General features: G+C 55.0%; 18 protein-coding genes and 2 pseudogenes. 6 read left to right on the forward strand and 14 right to left on the reverse strand.

Annotation, left to right across the window (positions count from 1 at the left end):
* Positions 1 to 71 precede the first annotated feature (71 nt).
* Positions 72 to 998: a tRNA (adenosine(37)-N6)-dimethylallyltransferase MiaA gene (gene miaA, locus QE270_RS02785; RefSeq protein WP_300034830.1), complete on the reverse strand. Its 927-nt coding sequence runs from the start codon at positions 996 to 998 to the stop codon at positions 72 to 74.
* Here miaA and serB point away from each other — a divergent pair.
* Both serB and QE270_RS02795 read left to right on the forward strand, forming a co-directional pair.
* On the forward strand, positions 991 to 1881 hold the full coding sequence (gene serB / locus QE270_RS02790) for a phosphoserine phosphatase SerB (RefSeq protein ID WP_300034833.1): 891 nt from the start codon (positions 991 to 993) through the stop codon (positions 1879 to 1881). The two genes, miaA and serB, sit on opposite strands and share 8 nt — an antisense overlap.
* Positions 1882 to 1954: 73 nt before the next feature.
* Entirely contained in the window at positions 1955 to 2494 is a 540-nt protein-coding gene (locus tag QE270_RS02795; protein WP_300034836.1) for a superoxide dismutase family protein, read from the forward strand.
* A 2-nt stretch (positions 2495 to 2496) separates the two neighbouring features.
* On the opposite strand, the gene QE270_RS02800 is transcribed toward QE270_RS02795, so the two are convergent.
* A complete protein-coding gene (locus QE270_RS02800; protein WP_300034839.1) occupies positions 2497 to 3084 on the reverse strand; it encodes a murein L,D-transpeptidase catalytic domain family protein in 588 nt (195 codons plus the stop codon).
* Positions 3085 to 3330: 246 nt separating this feature from the next.
* Between QE270_RS02800 and QE270_RS02805 the strand changes: the two genes are divergently transcribed.
* From QE270_RS02805 to QE270_RS02815, 3 genes are all read left to right on the forward strand, one after another.
* Entirely contained in the window at positions 3331 to 4146 is an 816-nt protein-coding gene (locus tag QE270_RS02805) for a L,D-transpeptidase family protein (protein ID WP_300034842.1), read from the forward strand.
* 94 nt (positions 4147 to 4240) lie between these two features.
* Positions 4241 to 4693: a MerR family DNA-binding transcriptional regulator gene (locus tag QE270_RS02810; protein WP_300034844.1), complete on the forward strand. Its 453-nt coding sequence runs from the start codon at positions 4241 to 4243 to the stop codon at positions 4691 to 4693.
* Between the two features lie 34 nt (positions 4694 to 4727).
* A complete protein-coding gene (locus QE270_RS02815; protein ID WP_300034847.1) occupies positions 4728 to 6527 on the forward strand; it encodes an acyl-CoA dehydrogenase C-terminal domain-containing protein in 1800 nt (599 codons plus the stop codon).
* 58 nt (positions 6528 to 6585) lie between these two features.
* On the opposite strand, the gene cysK is transcribed toward QE270_RS02815, so the two are convergent.
* The 7 genes and pseudogenes from cysK to QE270_RS02850 form a co-directional block, all read right to left on the reverse strand.
* Positions 6586 to 7506 carry a cysteine synthase A gene (gene cysK, locus QE270_RS02820; RefSeq protein WP_300034850.1) on the reverse strand — a complete coding sequence of 307 codons (921 nt, stop codon included), beginning with the start codon at positions 7504 to 7506 and terminating at the stop codon, positions 6586 to 6588.
* On the reverse strand, positions 7503 to 8831 hold the full coding sequence (locus QE270_RS02825) for an MFS transporter (RefSeq protein ID WP_300034853.1): 1329 nt from the start codon (positions 8829 to 8831) through the stop codon (positions 7503 to 7505). The genes cysK and QE270_RS02825 overlap by 4 nt, the downstream gene beginning before the upstream one ends.
* Before the next feature lie 86 nt (positions 8832 to 8917).
* Entirely contained in the window at positions 8918 to 10063 is a 1146-nt protein-coding gene (locus QE270_RS02830) for an aspartyl/asparaginyl beta-hydroxylase domain-containing protein (protein ID WP_300034856.1), read from the reverse strand.
* A 73-nt stretch (positions 10064 to 10136) separates the two neighbouring features.
* Positions 10137 to 11027, reverse strand: coding sequence for an alpha/beta hydrolase (locus QE270_RS02835; RefSeq protein ID WP_300034858.1), 891 nt, complete (start codon positions 11025 to 11027; stop codon positions 10137 to 10139).
* Positions 11028 to 11087: 60 nt separating this feature from the next.
* A pseudogene (locus QE270_RS02840) lies at positions 11088 to 13391 on the reverse strand (UvrD-helicase domain-containing protein).
* A gap of 90 nt (positions 13392 to 13481) precedes the next feature.
* On the reverse strand, positions 13482 to 14030 hold the full coding sequence (gene rsmD / locus QE270_RS02845; RefSeq protein ID WP_300034860.1) for a 16S rRNA (guanine(966)-N(2))-methyltransferase RsmD: 549 nt from the start codon (positions 14028 to 14030) through the stop codon (positions 13482 to 13484).
* Positions 14030 to 14875, reverse strand: a complete 846-nt coding sequence (locus QE270_RS02850) for a pseudouridine synthase (protein WP_300034862.1) — start codon at positions 14873 to 14875, stop codon at positions 14030 to 14032. Before QE270_RS02850 ends, rsmD begins: the two co-directional genes overlap by 1 nt.
* A gap of 91 nt (positions 14876 to 14966) precedes the next feature.
* Between QE270_RS02850 and QE270_RS02855 the strand changes: the two genes are divergently transcribed.
* Positions 14967 to 16523, forward strand: coding sequence for an MFS transporter (locus QE270_RS02855; protein WP_300034864.1), 1557 nt, complete (start codon positions 14967 to 14969; stop codon positions 16521 to 16523).
* A 9-nt stretch (positions 16524 to 16532) separates the two neighbouring features.
* On the opposite strand, the gene QE270_RS02860 is transcribed toward QE270_RS02855, so the two are convergent.
* The 5 genes and pseudogenes from QE270_RS02860 to QE270_RS02880 all read right to left on the reverse strand — a co-directional run.
* On the reverse strand, positions 16533 to 17873 hold the full coding sequence (locus QE270_RS02860) for a folylpolyglutamate synthase/dihydrofolate synthase family protein (RefSeq protein WP_300034867.1): 1341 nt from the start codon (positions 17871 to 17873) through the stop codon (positions 16533 to 16535).
* Between the two features lie 64 nt (positions 17874 to 17937).
* Positions 17938 to 18792 (reverse strand): acetyl-CoA carboxylase, carboxyltransferase subunit beta, encoded by an 855-nt coding sequence (accD, locus tag QE270_RS02865; protein WP_300034870.1) that lies wholly within the window; start codon positions 18790 to 18792, stop codon positions 17938 to 17940.
* Positions 18793 to 18794: 2 nt separating this feature from the next.
* A complete protein-coding gene (trpA, locus tag QE270_RS02870) occupies positions 18795 to 19580 on the reverse strand; it encodes a tryptophan synthase subunit alpha (RefSeq protein ID WP_300034873.1) in 786 nt (261 codons plus the stop codon).
* A 52-nt stretch (positions 19581 to 19632) separates the two neighbouring features.
* Positions 19633 to 20874: a tryptophan synthase subunit beta gene (gene trpB / locus QE270_RS02875; RefSeq protein ID WP_300034876.1), complete on the reverse strand. Its 1242-nt coding sequence runs from the start codon at positions 20872 to 20874 to the stop codon at positions 19633 to 19635.
* A pseudogene (locus tag QE270_RS02880) lies at positions 20861 to 20968 on the reverse strand (N-(5'-phosphoribosyl)anthranilate isomerase); the annotation flags it as partial. The pseudogene QE270_RS02880 and the gene trpB, both read right to left, overlap by 14 nt.

Here is a 20968-nt window from a genome sequence, read left to right on the forward strand (position 1 = left end):
CTATGCTGCACTGCAATAGGGTAAGCAAGAGCGGGCTAGCTAGTGATTAGAAAATGGCTTGTCAAATACATTCATTGAAATATTATTTCAAAATTACCAGCATTTGAGTCATTTATCTCTAATTCTATCCGCGGCCATGCGATCGGCGCTTGGTTTCGAAACCATGTGAACTGCCGCTTGGCATATTGCCGCGTCGCAATTTTTCCACGCGCAATGGCTTCGTCGTGGTGCAAGGTGCCATTGAGATACGCTGAAATCTCGGGTACGCCGATTGCGCGCATGACGGGCGCGTCTTGCGGTAGATTGCGCAAAAGCAGTGCTTCGACCTCGGCCACCGCGCCGCGCTCCATCATCATCTCAAAACGCGTATCGCAGCGCTTGTACAGCCAGTCACGCGGCGGAAGGAGAAGCACGGGGCGCAGGGTGATGCTATCACCTATTCCCCCGGTCTTGGCCTGGCGCCACTCGGAGATGCTGCGTCCGGTGCTCTGCACGACCTCAAGCGCGCGCGTGATGCGGCTGATATCGCTTGGCGCTAGGCTTGCTGCGATGGGCGCATCATAATGTTGAAGCGCAGCATAGGCTTGTTCGACTGGCATCGCGCGTATCTGTGTGCGCAATTCGAGGGTGACTTCTGGAATGGGGGCAATGCCGTCAAGTAAGGTTCGGATATACAGCCCGCTGCCGCCAACCAATATCGGCGTTTTGCCTGTCGCATGGGCGTGGGCGATGACGCCCTTGGCATCTGCTGCCCAGCGTGCAGCTGAGCAAGGCGTGACGCCGTCAAGATAACCAAATAAGTGATGCGGCACGCTGCGTTGCTCTTCCACCGTTGGTTGCGCGCTCAAGATCGGTAAGTCGGAATAAACTTGCGCACTATCGGCGTTGATAACTATGAAATTGCCCGATTTGGCCAAATGCAGCGCTAATGCCGTCTTGCCGCTCGCCGTTGGACCCGCAATAAGCGCGACCTTATTCTGAGGATTCGAAATGTCCATTTGTACCCTAATAGCAGCAGATACATTAGAAGGCGGAATAATTTCCGAGGTCAATGATCGTTTGGCTGCCGTTGGTTGCGTGCCGGGCGCTGTAAGCTGGCTGTCGGACGGGAAGGCTGTCGATATAGCTTTTGACGGCAATATCGCCAGCGCCCGTGAGGCCGTGTGTGTATTGGAGGACCGCTGTGACATAGTCGTTCAGGGGGAGCACAACCGGCGCAAAATGCTTTTGGTGTCGGATATGGACAGCACCATGATTACCGTCGAATGCATCGATGAACTTGCAGACTTCGCAGGCATTAAGCCGCAGATTGCTGCGATTACCGAGCGCGCTATGGCGGGAGAGCTCGATTTTGCTGAGGCATTGAAAGCGCGGGTCGCCTTACTGGCGGGGCTGGACGAGAATATGATCGCGCAATGCCTGCGTGAACGCGTTCGGCCTATGCCTGGCGCCGAAATTCTTGTGCGAACGATGACGGGTTGGGGCGCGCATGCGGTTTTGGTTTCCGGTGGCTTTACCAGCTTTACAGGGCCAGTCGCGGAGTTGCTTGGTTTTACCGAGGTGCATGCCAATGTGCTTGAAATTAAGGAAGGGCGCCTCACCGGGGGGCTAAAGGGTGATATCGTCGATGCTGCCGTTAAAAAGGCAGTCTTGCATTCGGCTGCAGTCAGTCAAGGAATACCCCTGGAGGCTACGATTGCAGTGGGTGACGGTGCGAATGACCTGCCAATGATTGCCGCCGCTGTGGCGGGCGATGGACTTGGCATAGGATATCATCCACGGCCTCAACTCGCGAAAGCTGCGAATTTTTCGGTACGGCACAATGATCTGACAGCATTGCTGTTTGCGCAAGGGGTTGCTCCCAATGAATGGCTTCTCTGACCCCATGAAACAAATTGAGTGTTACCCCGTTGATGTTATGTTGAGGCATCTCGTCCAATAAACGGAGTTCATCATGCGCGATTATTTGCCGATCTTTATCATTCCTGTTCTTGCCAGTTGCACGACCATACAATCTGCAAAATCGGTTGAGGTCTCGGAAGTTATATCGGCCGATCTTGCGCGCGCCGACGGGAGTTGGGCAGGCGTGGCTACGATTTCGCAACGCAGCGACGGCGCCTTCCTAAGCCTGACTGCAGAGGTGCCAGCGGCTGGGACGTATGGCATGCACCTTCATGCGGTAGGAAAATGCGAAGCACCTGACTTCACAAGCGCTGGTCCGCATTGGAACCCCAATATGAAGCAGCATGGGCGCGATAACCCGATGGGCGCGCATGATGGTGATCTGCCAAATGTTGAAGCTGCTGCCGACCGCAAGGTCACGCTTGAGTATAAACTTGCGGATTTCATGCTTTCAGGACCCTCTGGTTTATTGTACGCAGATGGTGGGGCGTTGGTTATTCATGAAAAAGCCGATGATTATAAAACCGACCCAAGCGGCAATAGCGGCAAGCGCATACTCTGCGGAGTGTTTAAATCTGGCAACCGGGGCTGACGCTACACCTTGTCGGCGTATAAAAGGCAACCGGCCGGCACACGCTCCAAGACGGCACTAATATCTTCTTTGGCAAAAGCAAAGCACCCCTGACTACGCCCGATTTTACCTTGGTCTTGGATAAGCGACTGGTTCACATACCATGCCGGATGAATCACAATCGCACGCGCCTCTGCTTGGTCATTTTCGGGGTCCAGCCCAACTAAACGACGGGACTCACCATGCTGGCCAAAATAGGTTTCGCCGACAAGGTAGCTGCCAGCAGAAGTTGCTTCTGAGCCATTTACGTTCGAAAAATTTTGCACCCAACCGCTGTGATTTGCGTCTGAACCTTTACCATGGGCAACCAGATAGGGTGTCGATTGGCCATTGCGGAGATCAACCACATAAAAGCGCGGATCGCGCGAGGGTTTTGAAAAGTCGGCAATCGCCAAAAGGTCATGGTTGCGAATATGAGACGCGTGCGTTGCCAATGCCGTCTTTGCCTTGTTAAGCAGCAGCGGCGAGGGGCCTGCGATAGCGTGACCGGTGCCCGGTACGAACAGAATATCTGAGGCCCTGGACGGGACAGCGAGCAAACTTGCTCCCATTATTGCGGAATGAATAAATTGCCTACGTCTGATTTCCATTCCAATCAGATAGGGCACAAAAATTTACATAAAAAGGGCGACAGTAGCATTTGGACGCAAAACAAGGACAGTTAACCGCATTACAACACGCGAATTATTTCGTCCACAGCGGCGATTTTGGCATCGAATGTTTAAATGAGTTTTGCTACTGGTATATCCAGTGCCGCTGCGTAAGTTGTAAATATTTGATGGTCCAGGGGTAGTTTCATGAAGTTTGGCGCGGACATTCGCTCATTACGCAGTATTTTTGCGCTTGCCCTAGTTCTTTTAGCGCCCGCAGCTGTTTTAGCGACGCAACAGACGGTACAGGTCGAGCCCTCGCGAACCCAACCAGAGCAAAACAGAGACACGGTTGCCGCCAGTCCGCTTGATTCGGTTCCAGCCTCGCAAACATCACCGCCAGAGCAAGTGTCATCCACGCCCCCTCCATCCAAGCCCGCTCCAACCAAGCCAACGCCAAAGCCGCGAAAGAAGGGGGCAGTGGATGCGCTGAAACCCGGACAGTTTGTTTGGGTGACGCAGGCTGTTTACGAGGGGCCGATGAAAATTGTCATTGTCCTTGATATTCAACGCATTTATGTTTTCCAGAACGACAAGTTAATTGGTTTCAGTACCATTTCTTCAGGCAAGAAGGGCAAGGAAACGCCGACCGGTTTTTTCAATATACTGCAGAAAAACGTCGATCATAAATCTAATCTCTACAGCGATGCACCAATGCCCTTCATGCAGCGACTGACATGGGATGGCATTGCAATGCACGGCGGATATTTGCCGGGCTATCCTGCGTCGCATGGATGCATCCGATTGCCGCTCCCATTTGCGAAGGCCTTATTTGGCGTGACGCGAATAAACCAAGAAGTATTCGTTCTCCAAGACACTTCAACGCCCGTAAAAAGGCCAGAGCCAAAGCCTGTCGTTGATCCAACATTGGCACCAACTGTGCCGCCCGTGGAGACCACGAGTACGCAAGAAGCCCCGGTGTCGAAGGCTATCGACAATTACCCACCGGCACCATCCGCCTGATGCTTCGTTAACGCGCAAAAAGCCGTCACTTCCACGATTGACGTTTACGCTAACGTAAACTAGTGACGTTAGTGCAATGAAGAGGGAAGGCGCCATGGAATCTTTTACGCATGACGAAAGACGGGCTGATGCGACGATCGATACGCCGGATGCATTCAATCGGGATTCGTTCACGATATCCGACCTATCCCTCGAATTTGAGGTAACGGCGCGAGCGTTGCGTTTTTACGAAGATCAGGGGCTGATTTCCCCCGAACGTATGGGTTTGGCCCGAATATACTCGACGCGTGATCGGGCCCGGTTAGCGTGGATATTGCGGGCAAAGCGTGTTGGTTTCAGCCTTGCAGAAATTCGCGAGATGATCGATCTGTACGACCTGAATGACGGCCGCAATATGCAGCGCCGGGTGACCATTGAAAAATGCCGGGACCGGATTAATCTTTTGAAGGCGCAGCGCGACGATATTGAAAGCGCGATCAAAGAGCTCACTGAATTTGTTTCAACTGTGGAAAAGGTCGAGGCCGCGGAAAAATCTGCAGCAGCCTAACCGAAAAACGCACTGCAAACCTGAAGGATCGAAAATGCCAACCTACACCGCCCCAGTTCGCGATATGCAGTTCATTCTCAACGAAGTATTGGGTGTAGAGCGCTTTGCCAATCTGCCAGGTTTTGAAAACGCAAGCGCCGATATGGTCGACGCAATCCTGACCGAAGGCGCGAAGTTCGTACAGGGGGTGCTTTTTCCGTTAAACCAAGTTGGCGACTTGCAGGGCTGCACCCGGCATGAAGACGGTAGCGTCACCACGCCAGATGGGTTCAAAGAAGCCTATAAGCTCTTTTGTGAAGGTGGCTGGGGCACATTGTCGGGGCCGATAGAGTTCGGCGGGCAGGGCATGCCGCACATCGTCTCCATGGCGTTTGAGGAGTTGATGGCAAGCTCCAACATGGCGTTCGCGATGTATCCTGGCTTAACTCAAGGTGCAGTGTCCGCAATTTTGGTGAAGGGCAGCGACGAACAGAAGGCCAAATATGCGCCGAATATGATTTCGGGCAAATGGGGCGGAACAATGAACCTGACCGAGCCGCATTGTGGAACCGATCTTGGCCTTATCCGCACTAAGGCCGTGCCGAATGCCAATGGCAGCTATGCGATTTCGGGCACCAAAATCTTTATCTCTTCTGGCGAGCATGACTTGACCGAAAACATCGTTCATCTCGTGTTGGCCAAAACCCCTGGCGCACCGGATAGTGTGAAAGGCATATCGCTGTTCATCGTGCCCAAATTCCTGGTGAATGATGATGGTTCGCTCGGTGCGCGCAACACGCTGTCTTGTGGTTCCATTGAACATAAGATGGGGATTCACGGAAACGCGACCTGCGTCATGAATTATGACGATGCTACCGGCTTTCTTGTTGGTGACGAAAATAAGGGCCTCGCCGCCATGTTTATCATGATGAACATCGCGCGGCTTGGCGTGGGGCAGCAAGGCCTTGGCGTTGCTGAGGTCGCTTACCAGAACGCAGTGCATTATGCGCAAGACCGCCGTCAGGGGCGCGCGCTGACTGGCCCGCAAGACCTTGAGCAAAAGGCCGACACGCTTTTCGTTCACCCCGACGTGCGCCGCATGTTGATGGATGCAAAGGCATTTACCGAGGGTATGCGCGCCTTGTGCTTATGGGGTGCGTTACAGGCTGATTTGCTGCACCACGCGCAAACTGAAGAAGAACGCCAGATGGCCGACGATCTGCTGTCCCTCCTGACGCCGGTCATTAAGGGCTATGGCACCGACAAGGGTTATGAAGTCGCAACCAATGCACAGCAGGTATATGGCGGCCACGGCTATATTGCCGAATGGGGCATGGAACAATATGTCCGCGATGCCCGCATCGCGATGATCTACGAAGGCACCAATGGCGTGCAGGCGATGGACTTGGTCGGCCGGAAACTCGCGCAAAATGGTGGCCGTGCTATTCAGGCGCTTTTCAAGATTGTGGATGAAGAATGCGCCACGGCGAAATCCGGCCCACTTGCCGATCTGGCCACCCGTCTTGAAAAAGCCGGTAGCGATTTGAAGGCGTCAACCATGTGGTTCATGCAAAATGGCATGGCAAACCCGAATAACATTGGCGCTGGCGCGCATCATTATATGCATATCATGGGCATAGTTGCGCTTAGCTTGCAATGGCTGCGTATGGCGCAAAGTGCACAAAAAGCATTGGATGCAGGGGCGGGCAACGCGGCATTCTATGAAACGAAGCTTGTGACCGCGCGCTACTTCGCCGAGCGCTACCTGCCGGATTGCGGTTCGCTGCGCCGCAAGATTGAAGCGGGAAGCGAGGCTATCATGGCGCTAACACCGGAAATGTTTGCGGCCGCCTAACCACGGCAAACCTTGCTAGGTGACAAAATGCCGGGATGATGGGTCCCGGCATTTTTGTTTATTCGACCGGCAGAAAGTCCGGAACCGAAAGATAGCGTTCGCCAGTATCATAATTGAAACCAAGCACGCGGCTTCCCGCGGGCAGATCTGGAAGCTTCTGCGCAATCGCGGCAAGCGTCGCGCCGGATGAAATACCAACCAACATACCTTCTTCGCGTGCGGCACGGCGCGCGGTTTCCTTGGCAACATCTGGATCAACTTGAATGACACCGTCGAGTAACGAAGTGTGCAAGTTGGCCGGAATGAAACCAGCGCCAATTCCTTGAATTGCATGTGGGCCAGGCTGGCCACCGCTGATCACGGGGGACAGCGTTGGTTCAACCGCAAACACTTTCAAGTTGGGCCACGCCTTCTTCAGGACCTCCGCACAACCTGTAATGTGGCCACCTGTCCCAACTCCTGTGATCATGGCGTCGATGGGAGAATCTGCAAAATCCTCTAATATCTCCAACGCAGTCGTGCGGGTATGGATGTCGATATTGGCGGGATTTTCAAACTGTTGCGGCATCCAAGAGTTCGCAGTCTGGGACACCAATTCAAGCGCACGTTCAATCGCGCCCTTCATGCCCTTTTCACGCGGTGTAAGGTCAAAAGAAGCCCCATATGCTAGCATCAAGCGGCGACGTTCCAACGACATGGATTCTGGCATGACAAGGATAAGCTTATAGCCTTTAACTGCTGCAACCATAGCAAGGCCAACGCCTGTGTTCCCAGATGTGGGTTCAATGATCGTACCGCCAGGCTTTAGTGTGCCGTCTTTTTCGGCCGCTTCAATCATAGCAAGGCCAATACGGTCTTTAATCGACCCGCCGGGGTTTGATCGTTCCGATTTAATCCATACCTCAGCATGCGGAAACATACGTGCCATGCGGATATGCGGGCTGTTGCCGATGGTTTCGAGGATCGATTGGGCTTTCATGGACTTTTTCCTCTATATTGCGGTTCGAATGTACGCGCGTTTTTGAGCTCGGGGAACAGCCCCGCCCAAATGGCTGTAACAAATATGGCACCGAAGCCGCCAAATACAACCGCCCCGACAGGACCAAGCACTGCTGCTGCCAATCCTGATTGCAATTCACCCAATTCGTTGGAGGCGGAAATGGCGAGGCCGGATACCGAACTGACCCGTCCGCGCATGTCGTCGGGGGTATTCAGCTGCACTAAGGACGAGCGGACATAGACCGACAGCATGTCCGACGCGCCAAGCACTATCAGCATTACCAAAGCCACAGCCATGCCAGCGCCCATGTTAAGGAAACCAATGCGCGCATCGCCAAACACATGGTTGCCGATTTCGTGGCTAAGGCCGAAGCCTATTGTAGCAAGGCCGAACACCACAACTGCCCAGAGCATCTTGGCTCCAACATTGTGGCGGAGTGGCCGGAAGGTAAGCATCAAAGCGACGATCGAAGCGCCAACCGCTGGTGCGGCCCGCAACTGTCCAAGGCCATCAGGCCCAACCATCAATATGTCGCGCGCATAGACAGGGAGCATTGCGGTTGCCCCTGCGAGCAATACTGCAAACAGGTCAAGCGTGATCGCGCCCAGCAAAAAGCGTTCCGACCATGTGTAGCGCATGCCGTCAACCATTTGGCGGATCGGGTGGATCTTTTTTTCCATTGGCGGCGGATATACTGGCCGCACAAAGCTGAGGCTAATGGTCGCCATAAGCATAAGCACAGCCGACGCCCAATAAGGTAGCGACGGGCTTGCCGCGAACATCAAGCCGCCCGCCGCAGGGCCAATGACCGACCCTATCTGCCAAGCGATGGAGCTTAGAGCAATCGCGCGGGGCAGGGATGCCGCCGGCACGATATTTGGACCAATGGCCGACATGGATGGCCCGACAAATACACGCGCCACGCCATGCAATGCGCCGAAGAAAAACAGCAAAGGCAAAGTGAGGCCGTCGATATAGGTGAACCAGCCTAAAGACAGCGCAACCAGCATGTCGATGCTGTTGGCAAGCCGCGCAACGGTGCGCCGTTCCCAACGGTCTGCCGCCCATCCGGCAACAGGCGTTAGCAGCGCTAATGGCACGAACTGAACAAAGCCAAGCAGACCAAGCTGCAGCGATGCCTCCCGAATAGACATGCCATAATCGCTGCGTGCAATGTCATAGGCCTGATAGCCAATGACGACGACCATTCCCATGGTCGCAAGCACCGCCATAAAACGCGCCATCCAATAAAAGCGGAAGTCGGCGATTTTAAGCGGATGTATTTCTGGTTTACTGTCGGACATGGCCTAAGGCCTATCGGCTTGCGCACTCAAGTGCAATGCAGGGACGTGCATTCGCATACTAAGATAACTGTTATTGTCTGTGATGACTAACCTGCATCTTCTGGAACGCCCTGATAATCGTTGATCGTTTCGAATATCTTAGTCAGTGCCGCGCGTTCCTCCAGCGATATCTCTGGACGCCATATTTCGAATAGCAAAATGACTCGCGTATCGCCGCTTTTGTTCCATGCCTCATGCTCAAAGCTATCATCGAAAATGAGCGCTTCGCCCTCACGCCACGCACGTGTTTCATTGCCGACGCGAATGGCGCAATCTTTAGGGACAATAAGTGGGATGTGGCAAATCAACCGCGTATTCAACATGCCATGATGGGGCTGGATATGTGTGCCCGGCTTTAGCAGCGACCATAAGGCAACTGGTGACCGTTCATCGATCAGCGGCATTGGCGCATGCTCCAAAGCTTTTATCGTCACGGGACAGCGCGTTGCATTTTCCGGCACGATTTTGCCATTGCGCCAGAAGTAATACGCGCCCCAGCTTGGATCATTGATGAGCGGGTTGGCCGCCCTTGGCCGTTCGCTTGAAGATTCTACATAAGGCGCAAAATCTTGGCCTTCCGCCAATATCGTGCGAAGCTCAACCTGCATTTCAGGCACAGCCTGTTCGACTTCGGCCAGCCAAGAAAATTCATCTCGTTCGTAAAATTGGCGCTGCGGCAAACCGGGAAAGTAAAAGCTAGAAGGCTGCTGCAGATATAGCTGTTTCCGGCCGAGGAGCATATCTACTGCAGAACCAACCCTGCCGTCACGGGTAAGACCAGCCTGATTTAACCCTTCCAACAAATGTTGCTCAAACTTGACCCGCACTTGGTCTACAAATTGGCGGGCGCGATCGAGCATGGCGTGCAAAGCCGCGGACAAGTTTGGTGTTGCTGCGGCTTGATTGAGAGCTGCTTGAAAAAATGCATTAGCTGCGCGGTCATCGCCCGCACGCGCCTTTAACTCGCCGGATAGGATTAGAGCTGGTAAATTACGCGGCTCGAGCTCAAGTTGGCGGTTGAGTGCTATCTCTTCTGCTGCAACATCACCATCTAGGTTGCATGCTTGGGCCAGCAGCAACCATGGCGTATCGCTGTCGGCAAGCTCTGCTAACAAGCGTCTTGCATGTCCACCTTCACGTCGCTGAAGCGCCACTCTGGCATTATTGATGATATTTGCAGCCGCCGCATCCATGCTTAATCATAAGCCGAAAGCGTGACACTTTACCAGACTATCCTTTTGCTTGCCTGATGTTGGCAGCTGTCATTTAGTATCCACCCATCGGTAATGCGGGATTGATGACGAAGTTTTCCGGGTCCTGCGACCGTGGTTCCTCACCATTAAGAAACGCCATCATGTCTGAGATTAGCCGATCGCGGTCGGTTTCGAATATGCCATGCGGAGAGCCCGTATATCCAACCAGGCGGACGTCTTTAATCAGCGCGGCCGCCATGCGTGCGGTGGGATCGATGGGCACGGTCGAATCTGCGGTGCCGTGGATAATCAAAGTCGGCACCTTAAACGCGGGCAGGTCCTTGCGGAAATCCGTCGATGAGAATGCCTCTGCCGTTTTTAGCGTAGGACGAAGCCCTGCTTGCATGGTCATATTCCATGCCCAATCCATAGTGGCGCTGCTGACTGGCCTTGTCAGCCAACTGATACCGAAAAAGTCGTGTAGAAATGTCCGCATGAATGCCGGCCGGTCAGCGATCATATCCTGAGTCATCTGTTCGAATGTCTCTTGCGGCACGCCTTCGGGATTGTCTTCTGCCTGCAACAGATAAGGGACCACAGAGGATACTAATATCGCGCGGACAATGCCTGCGCCATCATAACGTGACATGTATCGCGCCACTTCACCGCCACCCATGGAAAATCCAATTAAGGTCACATTTTCGGCAGCACCAGTTGCTTTCATGACGTCAGCAAGGTCATCCGTAAGGCTGTCATAATCATAGCCGTCCCATGCCTGTTCCGACCTGCCAAAGCCGCGCCTGTCATAGGAAATCACGCGGTGCCCGGCATTGGCGAGCGCCTCGGCTATTGGGTCCCAGCTATCGGAGGAAAGCGGCCAGCCGTGGATCAGGATAACCGGATTGCCCTTGCCCCAATCCTTTACATAAAGCCACGTGCCGTCGCGGGTTTCGATCATGGGCATGTGTAGTCTCCTATGGTATGAAATCTACACAGGAAACAATTCCAAAGCGCGAACGTTCCGTCAGCTTAGGCTTACAAAGCTATCCATGACGCGCTTACGCCCAGCTTGCTCAAAGTCGATCTCCAGCTTGTTGCCCTCTATCAATGCAATCGCGCCATAGCCGAATTTTTCATGGAACACGCGAAGACCAATGCTGAGGTCACTTCGACCCTTGTTGCCCAGGCTGACGGCGCTGCGGGTGTTTTCGGCAATGCGCTGGGGGCGGGGGTTGAAACCGCCCGACGTTGCAGCCCTTTGCCAACCGGGGCCACGCGCGTTGCTCCGGCCTTGGTTGGCGGCTGCCAAATGCGCGAACGGGTCCGATTGCTCGCTCCAGTTTGCACGCCATAATGATGCGCCGCCTGTCATGCTCTGTTCTGCTTCAATATGGTCAAGCGGCAGTTCCTCAATGAATCGGCTCGGAATGCTGCTTGTCCATTGGCCATAAATCCGGCGGTTGGCGGCATGGATGATAGTGCATTTACGTTTGGCGCGGGTTATTGCGACATAAGCGAGGCGGCGCTCTTCCTCCAACGAGGCAAGGCCGCCTTCATCCAATGCGCGCTGCGACGGGAAAATGCCTTCCTCCCACCCGACTAGGAAAACATTGTCATATTCGAGGCCCTTGGCGGCGTGAATGGTCATGATCGTGACGCTTGCCCCAGTGTCGCCGCGGTCATTGTCCATGACGAGGCTGACATGCTCCAAAAACTCGCCCAAAGTTTCATATTCTTCCATCGCGCGGGCAAGTTCGCTTAGGTTTTCAAGGCGGCCAGATGCCTCAACGCTGCGTTCAGCTTGCAAGACGGCGGTGTAGCCGCTTTCATCCAATATCAGGCGTGTCAGATTGGCAGGCGACATCGTTGCGGCCTCATCACGCCAGCGGGCAATGTCGACCACCAGATCGGCCAACGACTTGCGTGCCTTGCCGGTAAGTTCATCCGTCCCAACAAGACGCGCCGCAGCTACCGACAATGGCGCACGTTCTGCACGTGCGATAATGTGTATTTTCTCCACCGCTTTATCGCCAACGCCGCGCTTGGGCACGTTTACGATCCGTTCGAACGCGAGGTCGTCGGCGGGCTGATTGACGATACGCAAATAAGCGATGGCGTCGCGAATTTCGGCGCGCTCATAAAAGCGAAAGCCACCAACTATCCGGTAGTTAACGCCGATTTGTATGAAGCGGTCTTCAAATTCACGCGTCTGATGCTGCGCGCGGACGAGGATAGCGATACTGTCAAGCGTTTCGCCCTTATACTGCACGGCCTCGATTTCCTCACCGACCCGGCGAGCCTCTTCGGGACCATCCCAAACGCCGATGATCCGGACTTTTTCACCGTCATCCAACTCGGTCCACAATGTCTTGCCCAACCGTGCGCTGTTGGCATCAATCAGCCCTGATGCTGCGGCAAGAATATGCGGCGTACTGCGATAATTCTGCTCAAGCTTAATCGTCTTTGCGCCCGGGAAATCCTTTTCAAAGCGAAGGATGTTTGCAACCTCCGCCCCGCGCCATGAATAAATGCTTTGGTCATCATCGCCAACGCAGCATATGTTTTTGCGCTTCTGCGCCAGCAACCGCAGCCACAGATATTGGACCGCGTTCGTATCCTGATATTCGTCAACAAGGATATATTTGAACTGCGCCTGATATTTTTCGAGGATGTCGCGGTTGTTTTTAAGCAGGTTTAGGCCATGCAACAACAAATCGCCAAAGTCGCAGGCGTTCAATGCAAGCAGGCGTGCCTGATACAGCGCGTACATATGCTTTCCCTTGCCATTGGCAAAGGCTTCATTATCTGCGGCGTCTAAATCTGCAGGCTATTTGCCCGCGTTTTTCCATTTGTCGAGCAGACCCGCCAACCCGCGCGCGGGAAAGCGTTTTTCGTCTAGATCCTCGGATTGGATAAGCTGTTTTAAAAGCCTAATCTGGTCGTCAGTATCGATGATCGTAAAATTACTCTGTAATCCAATGACTTCAGCATGGCGGCGAAGCAGCTTTGCACCAATGCTATGGAACGTGCCGAGCCAAGGCATCCCTTCAACGGCTGATCCGACCATTGCACCAATACGTTCGCGCATCTCGCGTGCGGCTTTGTTGGTGAAGGTGACCGCGAGGATTTCCGATGGCCATGCTTTGCGCGTGTATAAAATCTGCGCCATCCGTGCCGTTAGCGCGGCAGTTTTTCCAGTGCCTGCGCCTGCTAGCAGCAGAACCGGCCCCTCTGTGGTAAGCACGGCTTCACGTTGGGGCGCGTTCAACCCGCGCAGCCATGGCGGTTCCGTTTCGGACGGATCGTTTTGGACCTGAATATCTGACATAAGGCGAACAGTTAGGGAACGGCGCGATGAACCGCAAGCGCTGTTCGGCGTGTTGGCGGAACTATTACATGCCGCAAAGCAGGCGCGCGGCTAAATTCCTTCGGGACGTAAAAGTGTTAGCCGCGCCTTGCCAACATTACGGACGGTGTCGACTGTGAAACCTTTCACCTCAACATCTTCCTTGATGCTGGTTTCGACGCTGATCCATGCGGATGGCGCAAACCAGCCAAAGCGGACAAGCTTGTCGAGCGCCACGGAGCCTGCGCCGCTTAAATAAGGCGGGTCCATTAGAACAATGTCGGCAGGCTTGATGGCGGTGCCCAGTGACAACACGGATGATTTGCGCACGTCGCTTTGATCCTTAGCACCTAATTTCGAGATGTTTGTTTGAAGTGCATCTAGCGCAAGCGCGTCCTGCTCGACAAAGGTGCAATGCCCGGAACCACGCGACAATGCCTCAAGCCCAAGCGCGCCAGATCCTGCAAAAAGGTCAAGAACCCGCAAATCTTCAAAAGACCCTAGCCGGCTCGTCAGCATCGAAAACAATGTCTCGCGCGTGCGGTCTGCGGTTGGACGGGTCGTGTCGCCTTTTGGCGCGATCAACGGCCGCGAGCGCCACTGGCCGGAAATGATACGCATTATTTCAGCGTCTTTCGAAATTCTATCAGGTCCACACGGCGCACTTCGCCAACCGTGCCGGGTGCAAGCTCGCCCAGCACGAATGGGCCATAACGCGTGCGGATAAGGCGGCTGACCTCAAGCCCCAAATGTTCAAGAACGCGGCGGACTTCGCGGTTCTTGCCTTCGGTCAGCGTCATTTCGACCCAGCCATTGCGGCCAGTGCGGCGTTCCAGATTGGCATCGATTTTGCCATATTTGACGCCCTCAATCTCGATGCCGTGAATGAGTTCTTCTAGCTGTTCCTGACTGACATCACCAAAGCAGCGCGCGCGGTAGGTGCGTTCAACGCCGGTCGATGGCAATTCCATCTGGCGTTTGAATTCGCCATCATTGGTTAGCAATAACAAGCCTTCGGTGTTTAAATCGAGCCGACCGATGGGCATCAGGCGCGGCAAGTCCTTGGGCAAAACATCATAGATGGTCTTGCGCCCACTAAAATCGCGCTCAGCGGTTAGGCAGCCTTCAGGTTTGTGGAACATGTAAAGCTGGGTTGGCGCGGGCTGACCCACGGCCTTGCCATCCACAGCGACCCCGTTCAGCGATTTCAGCAAAGTTGCGGGCGTTTCCACCTTTTCATTGTTCAGCGTTACTCGGCCATCGGCAATCATACGCTCGATTTCTCTACGCGAAGCCACACCAGCGCGGGCCAGCAGTTTTGCGATGCGTTCTTCACCGTCCTTGCGTTCTAATGCGCCCTTGCTCGGGCCGGCATTTGGGTTGGGTTTACGCGACGGTTTGCTGTCCCAACGCAGACGCGGTGGCTTGGTAGGACGGGCAGGTGCTTTTGACGGAGGTTTAACCATGTCGCGCCTTTGACGCATATTGCTTCAAAAGTCACTGGCCATTCAGGAAAATGCCGTTAGTCATCGTCGCAATGTATTCGGAGGGGGCCGCATGTCAGTCGATTTAATGCGTTTTATCATTTTTGCGGGCATCTTGCTTGCCCTGCCATTGATTGCCCTAACCATCCCTACATTCCGGCCCTATCTGCGCAAAAACCCCGTTATAACCTTCCTGCTCGGAATTTCCAGCGGCTTTCCCCTGACGTTGCTGGTAGCAACCATGACATTCTGGCTGGCTAAAGTTGGTATCGACACTGCCACGATCGGTTTTGCGGTCGCATTGGGTATTCCATATACCATTAAGTTTCTCTGGGCCCCGTTGGTCGACAAGTTGCATCTGCCTTTTCTCACCAAGCTGTTGGGCCAACGGCGCAGCTGGTTGTTCTGTGTGCAGGCCTTGCTCTTCGTCTCGATCTGGCAATTGGGCGCGAGCAATCCGCAGCCTGGTGACATGGGAGAGTTCGCTATATGGGCGCTCATCACCGCGTTTCTGTCGGCGACGCAAGACATTGTCATTGATGCCTATCGCATTGAAATATTGGAAGATGAAGAATTCGCCCACGGCACCGCGACAAACCAATTTGGCTATCGCACAGGTAATCTGATCGCGGGTGCAGGGACAATCTATTTCGCCTCGCAAGAGGGGCTAGGGCTTGGCTGGTCAACGGCCTATGGCCTGACCGCATTCTGCATCATTCCTGCGATTATTGGCGCGTTATGGGCTGGCCCGGGCAAGTTTGCTGATCGCTTCGCACATGTAGAGGGCATGAAACCAAAGCAGTGGCTGACTGAGGCAGTGGTCAACCCATTCCGGGAATTTTTGACACGACATGGCGCTTTCCTAATCCTTGGCTTCGTACTTGTCTACAAGGTTGGCGATGCCATGGGGCAGGCGATGTTAAGCCCGATGATCGTCGACCTAGGCTTTTCCGATCTGGACTATATTTCGGCGAACAAATTATGGGGCTTTGGCGCGTTAATTATTGGCTCTGCCTTAGGCGCTCCTTTCATCCTGTGGCTCGGTATGGGGCGTGCATTGCTGATCTCCGGATTGTTAATGATGTTCTCCAACGTCATGTTCATGATCTTGGCTGCCACAGGCAACAGTTACTGGATGATGGTCGCCGCTATTTGTACCGAGAATTTGACCAGCGGCGTTGGTCTGACAGTGTTTGCTACCTATTTGTCTGGGCTCTCAAGTATTGCGTACACGGCGACGCAATTCGCACTGCTTTCATCGTTCGCTGGCGTTGGCCGCACGTTCATGGCGGGGCCAGCAGGCATCGTAGCGGAAAATGTGGGATGGGTTGGCTTTTGGGGCTTCACCGTCGCGGCAGCAATCCCGGGCATGGTATTGCTCTGGATGCTGTGGAGTAAAGGCTATGTCGTCCAAGGCATCCACCAAGTTGAAGCCATCAACGAAAAGGCGCTGAAGGAACCTGTCGGCCCCTTACGTATTCTTGGCTTTTTGTTGATTGTGGCGGGACTTATCGGGCTATTACTCTCGCAACCGCTTGAGTTTGCAACCAATCTCACATTGGCCTTTGCAGCTGTGTTGGTTGCAGGTGCATTGCTTGCGTGGAAGGGGCAGCCCAAGCGAGTGGCTTAGGTCCTGACCCTAGTCTGGGACCTGATCGTTAAGTCTTAAAACCTCTCCAGCCAGATATAGCGACCCGCATATAAGGACGTTGCTTGGACCTTTTTGTGCTGCGCGCAATTCCAGTGCTGCGGTGACGTTGCTGGCTGGCCGCGCGTCTGCGATGTGCCGGCGGGACTGCGCCAATTTGCACAGATCCAATGGATCATGATGCGCATGCCCCGCTATTGGCACTGCGGTCAGCGTTTCAATTTTGTGCGCAAATGGTGTGAGGAAGCCAATCGCGTCCTTGTTCTCTAACATGCCGATAATGACATGCACGCTTGGGCCGTCTTCCAATGTTTTGGCAATCGCTGCGCCTGCATCGGGGTTGTGGCCGCCATCGAGCCAGATGTTGGAACCTTCGGGTAATAATTCAGTCAGCGGCCCATTGGCCAATAACTGCATACGCGCAGGCCATCGCGTCCACTCCATAGCGGCAGACAATGCAGCCTCTGGTATCTGGATCGCTGACTGATGCCGCAGCATAGCAATGGCCAAGGCGGCGTTATCCGCCTGATGTGCGCCCGGCATGCGAGGCAGGGGCAGGTTCAGCTTTCCGGTGGCGTCGCGGTAATGGAGGCGGCCGTCATATACCGCCGCGTCCCAGCCTTCGCTGCGTGCGTGTAACACTGCGTTGTGCAGGGATGCTTGCACGGCAACGGTGTTTCCCATCGACGCGCTATATTTCTGCGTGACTAAAGGCGCGCCGGACTTCGCAATACCTGCCTTTTCAAAGGCGATGCGGTCAAGCGGTGGCATGTCGGGCACGCCATCTTCCGCCGCCAACAAAAACGCCTCATGGTCCAAGCCGAGCGAAGCAATGCCGCAGGCGACAGGCTTAACTAGCACATTAGTGGCGTCTAACCGGCCGCCAAGGCCGACTTCGACGATACATACATCGGCCTTTGTCCGCGCAAAAGCACAGAAGGCGACGGCGGTGGTGACTTCGAAGAAGCTGGCCTCTAGCCCTGCGGCATGGTCGAGCACTTCGGACAGGAGTGCGGACAGAGTTGTATCATCAATCAACCGTCCTGCGACCCTGATCCGTTCGTTAAAGCGCACCAGATGTGGGCTGGAGTAGACATGCGCAGTTAGCCCAGCCGCCTCAATTGCGCCGCGCAGAAAGGCACAGGTTGAACCTTTTCCATTAGTGCCAGAGACGTGGAATACGGGCGGGAGATGATGATGCGGATTGCCAAGCCGCTCCAGCAGCATAGCGATCCGTCCTAGGCCCAATATGTCTTTCCCGGGCGACAGCATGGTCAACCGGTCGAGCTGTGCCTGAACGGCAGGGTCAGTGGATGTTGCGTGGTCAGGCATGTACTCGTCCTTTGTCATTCCCGTTTTTGCGGGCATGACAACAAGTGGGTTTCGCGAGATTGGGTTAAGCCGCCTTTTTCTCCGGTGCGAGATAGCCGATGAGTTGCGACAACACGCCGCGCAAGTCGCGGCGATGGGTGACCATATCGATCATGCCATGCTCAAGCAGATATTCGGCACGCTGGAACCCTTCAGGCAATTTTTCGCGAATGGTCTGTTCAATTACCCGCTGTCCGGCAAAGCCGATCAGTGCGCCTGGCTCTGCAATCTGTACATCGCCAAGCATGGCATAAGACGCAGTGACGCCGCCAGTGGTTGGGTCCGTCAATACAACGATATACGGCAAGCCCGCATCATGCAGCATCTGAATCGCCACGGTGGAACGCGGCATTTGCATCAGGCTCAATATTCCTTCCTGCATACGCGCTCCGCCCGCAGCAGTGAAAATGACATAAGGGCATTTCGCGCGTATCGCCGCCTTTACCCCGTCAATGAACGCCTCGCCCACTGCCATGCCCATTGATCCGCCCATGAAGGCAAAGTCCTGCACGCTGATGACGACGGTCTGCCCATTGATTTCCCCGCGGGCGGTTTTCATCGCGTCGGTTTCGCCAGTGGCAAGGCGCGCTGCCTTGATACGGTCGACATATTTCTTCGTATCTCTGAATTTCAGGGGGTCTTCGCCGACGACGGGTGGCTTCAGAATAACATAGCTTTCGTCATCAAACAGAGCGTCAAAACGCGCAGCAGGGCCAATGCGGCCATGATGGTCGCATTTGGGGCAGACCGACTGATTTTCCTCAAATTCCTTAAGGAAGATCATCGCCTCACAACCCTTGCATTTGTGCCAGAGTGTTTCGGCGGTCTCACGCTTCGCGATGAAGGGAATAGCATTACGGACGCGGGTGACCCAGTTCATGTTCAGGCCTTTCTGGCTGCGACAATTGCGTGCTTGAGTGATGCCACATAATCGCGGACGGGACCAGCAGCGTTGGCGCCATGTTGGGCAACCAATTCGACAATGGCGGAACCAACAACGACCCCATCGGCGACACGGGCGATGTTGGCTGCTTGTTCGGGGGTGCGAACGCCAAAGCCGACTGCGACGGGCAAGTCGGTCTGGGCCTTGAGGCGGGCGACGGCTTCGTCAATGCTGGTCTGCGCGGCGACTTGTAGGCCAGTGATGCCAGCAACGCTGACATAATATAGAAAGCCCGATGCGCCATCGAGGACGGCGGGAAGCCGTGCAACGTCAGTAGTCGGCGTCGCCAAGCGGATAAGGTCGATGCCAGCGCTGCGAAGGGCAGGGCCAAGCTCTGGATCTTCTTCTGGCGGAATGTCGACGCAAATGACGCCGTCGACGCCCGCTTTGTTGCATTCGGATGCAAACCAGTCGCCGCCACGGATCGTCATCGGATTGGCGTATCCCATGAGCACCAAAGGCGTGTCGGGATGGCGTTTGCGGAAGGCGGAGGCGATTGCGAAGATATCCGCCGTCGTGGTCCCGGCATTCAAGCTGCGGATATTCGCTTCCTGAATAACAGGGCCATCGGCCATGGGGTCCGTGAACGGCATGCCAAGTTCAATGACATCCGCGCCGCCCGCGACGAGCGCGTCGAGATTGGCCGCGGTGTCGCCATCACCCGCCGTGATGAAGGCGACGAGGGCTGGATGCGACTTAGCGAATGCGTTGGAAAGGCGAGTCATATCACGACACCCTGAACGCGTTTCAACAATGGTGACTGAAGTTCCCGGGCAATCATATCTTCGTCCCCAAAGCCTCAGCCACAGTGAAGATATCCTTGTCACCGCGGCCACACAGATTGGCGAGAATAATCTGGTCACGGTCCATCTTCTTGGCTTCGCGCTCAACCGCAGCAATCGCGTGGGCTGGTTCTAGCGCGGGGATGATGCCTTCAGTGCGGCACAGTAATTGGAACGCAGCCAGCGCTTCGACATCGGTCACGCTATCGTATCGCACGCGGCCGATTTCCTTCAGCCAGCTATGTTCAGGACCGATGCCGGGATAATCTAGGCCAGCCGAAATCGAATGCGCCTCGGCGATCTGGCCGTCTGCATCCTGCAGCAAATAGGTTTTGTTGCCGTGGAGGATGCCGGGGCGACCGCCTGCCAAAGACGCGGCATGTTCCTTGTCGAGACCATGACCCGCCGCCTCAATGCCGAGCATCGCCACGTCCTTGTCGTCGAGAAATGGATGGAACAGCCCTAGAGCGTTTGAACCGCCGCCAATGCAGGCGACCAACAAATCGGGCAAGCGGTTGATGCGGCTTAGCATTTGTGCGCGCGCTTCTTTGCCGATGACGCTTTGGAAATCGCGCACCAATTCGGGATACGGATGCGGGCCAGCCGCCGTGCCGATGATGTAGAATGTGTCATGGACATTGGCGACCCAGTCGCGCAGCCCTTCGTTCATCGCGTCCTTCAACGTGCCAGCGCCGCTGGTCACCGGAATGATCTCCGCGCCCAGCAAGCGCATGCGGAACACATTTGGCTGCTGCCGCTCAATGTCTTTTGCGCCCATGTAGATAAAGCAGGGGAGGCCAAAACGTGCGCAGACGGTTGCGGTGGCAACGCCATGTTGGCCAGCGCCGGTTTCCGCGATGATCCGCGTCTTGCCCATACGAATAGCAAGCAAAATCTGGCCAACGCAGTTGTTGATCTTATGCGCGCCGGTGTGGTTCAACTCATCGCGCTTGAACCAGATTTGCGCGCCTTTGCCCGTAGGCGCATCCTTGCGGACTTCCTCGGTCAGGCGCTCGGCATAATATAGCGGCGACGGGCGACCCACATAATGTTCCAGCAGGTCATCAAACTGCGCAGCAAAGGCCGGGTCTTGTTGCGCCGCACGATATTCACGTTCCAGATCGAGCACGAGCGGCATGAGCGTTTCGGCGACATAGCGCCCGCCGAACTGACCAAAATGGCCACGCTCATCGGGTTGGTTGCGGAAGGAGTTCGGGGTGCGTTCAGTGATTGTCATAGTCCCGCACCGCTTGGCAGAAGGCCGCAATCTTGTCCACATCCTTGATGCCCGGCGCGGATTCCACGCCCGACGATGTGTCCACCAGTTGCGC

It is taken from the genome of Sphingorhabdus sp. (genome assembly GCF_029865925.1).
In the GTDB taxonomy this organism is placed as follows: domain Bacteria; phylum Pseudomonadota; class Alphaproteobacteria; order Sphingomonadales; family Sphingomonadaceae; genus Sphingorhabdus_B.

What these genes read in the sequence shown, in the direction of transcription:
- trpB (WP_300034876.1), bottom strand. Translation starts at nt 20,874, where the DNA reads ATGACAATCACTGAACGCACCCCGAACTCCTTCCGCAACCAACCCGAT.
- QE270_RS02825 (WP_300034853.1), bottom strand. Translation starts at nt 8,831, where the DNA reads ATGTCCGACAGTAAACCAGAAATACATCCGCTTAAAATCGCCGACTTC.
- QE270_RS02805 (WP_300034842.1), top strand. Translation starts at nt 3,331, where the DNA reads ATGAAGTTTGGCGCGGACATTCGCTCATTACGCAGTATTTTTGCGCTT.
- rsmD (WP_300034860.1), bottom strand. Translation starts at nt 14,030, where the DNA reads ATGCGTATCATTTCCGGCCAGTGGCGCTCGCGGCCGTTGATCGCGCCA.
- QE270_RS02815 (WP_300034847.1), top strand. Translation starts at nt 4,728, where the DNA reads ATGCCAACCTACACCGCCCCAGTTCGCGATATGCAGTTCATTCTCAAC.
- cysK (WP_300034850.1), bottom strand. Translation starts at nt 7,506, where the DNA reads ATGAAAGCCCAATCGATCCTCGAAACCATCGGCAACAGCCCGCATATC.
- QE270_RS02850 (WP_300034862.1), bottom strand. Translation starts at nt 14,875, where the DNA reads ATGGTTAAACCTCCGTCAAAAGCACCTGCCCGTCCTACCAAGCCACCG.
- QE270_RS02800 (WP_300034839.1), bottom strand. Translation starts at nt 3,084, where the DNA reads ATGGGAGCAAGTTTGCTCGCTGTCCCGTCCAGGGCCTCAGATATTCTG.
- QE270_RS02810 (WP_300034844.1), top strand. Translation starts at nt 4,241, where the DNA reads ATGGAATCTTTTACGCATGACGAAAGACGGGCTGATGCGACGATCGAT.
- serB (WP_300034833.1), top strand. Translation starts at nt 991, where the DNA reads ATGTCCATTTGTACCCTAATAGCAGCAGATACATTAGAAGGCGGAATA.
- QE270_RS02860 (WP_300034867.1), bottom strand. Translation starts at nt 17,873, where the DNA reads ATGCCTGACCACGCAACATCCACTGACCCTGCCGTTCAGGCACAGCTC.
- QE270_RS02795 (WP_300034836.1), top strand. Translation starts at nt 1,955, where the DNA reads ATGCGCGATTATTTGCCGATCTTTATCATTCCTGTTCTTGCCAGTTGC.
- miaA (WP_300034830.1), bottom strand. Translation starts at nt 998, where the DNA reads ATGGACATTTCGAATCCTCAGAATAAGGTCGCGCTTATTGCGGGTCCA.
- accD (WP_300034870.1), bottom strand. Translation starts at nt 18,792, where the DNA reads ATGAACTGGGTCACCCGCGTCCGTAATGCTATTCCCTTCATCGCGAAG.
- QE270_RS02830 (WP_300034856.1), bottom strand. Translation starts at nt 10,063, where the DNA reads ATGGATGCGGCGGCTGCAAATATCATCAATAATGCCAGAGTGGCGCTT.
- QE270_RS02855 (WP_300034864.1), top strand. Translation starts at nt 14,967, where the DNA reads ATGTCAGTCGATTTAATGCGTTTTATCATTTTTGCGGGCATCTTGCTT.
- trpA (WP_300034873.1), bottom strand. Translation starts at nt 19,580, where the DNA reads ATGACTCGCCTTTCCAACGCATTCGCTAAGTCGCATCCAGCCCTCGTC.
- QE270_RS02835 (WP_300034858.1), bottom strand. Translation starts at nt 11,027, where the DNA reads ATGCCCATGATCGAAACCCGCGACGGCACGTGGCTTTATGTAAAGGAT.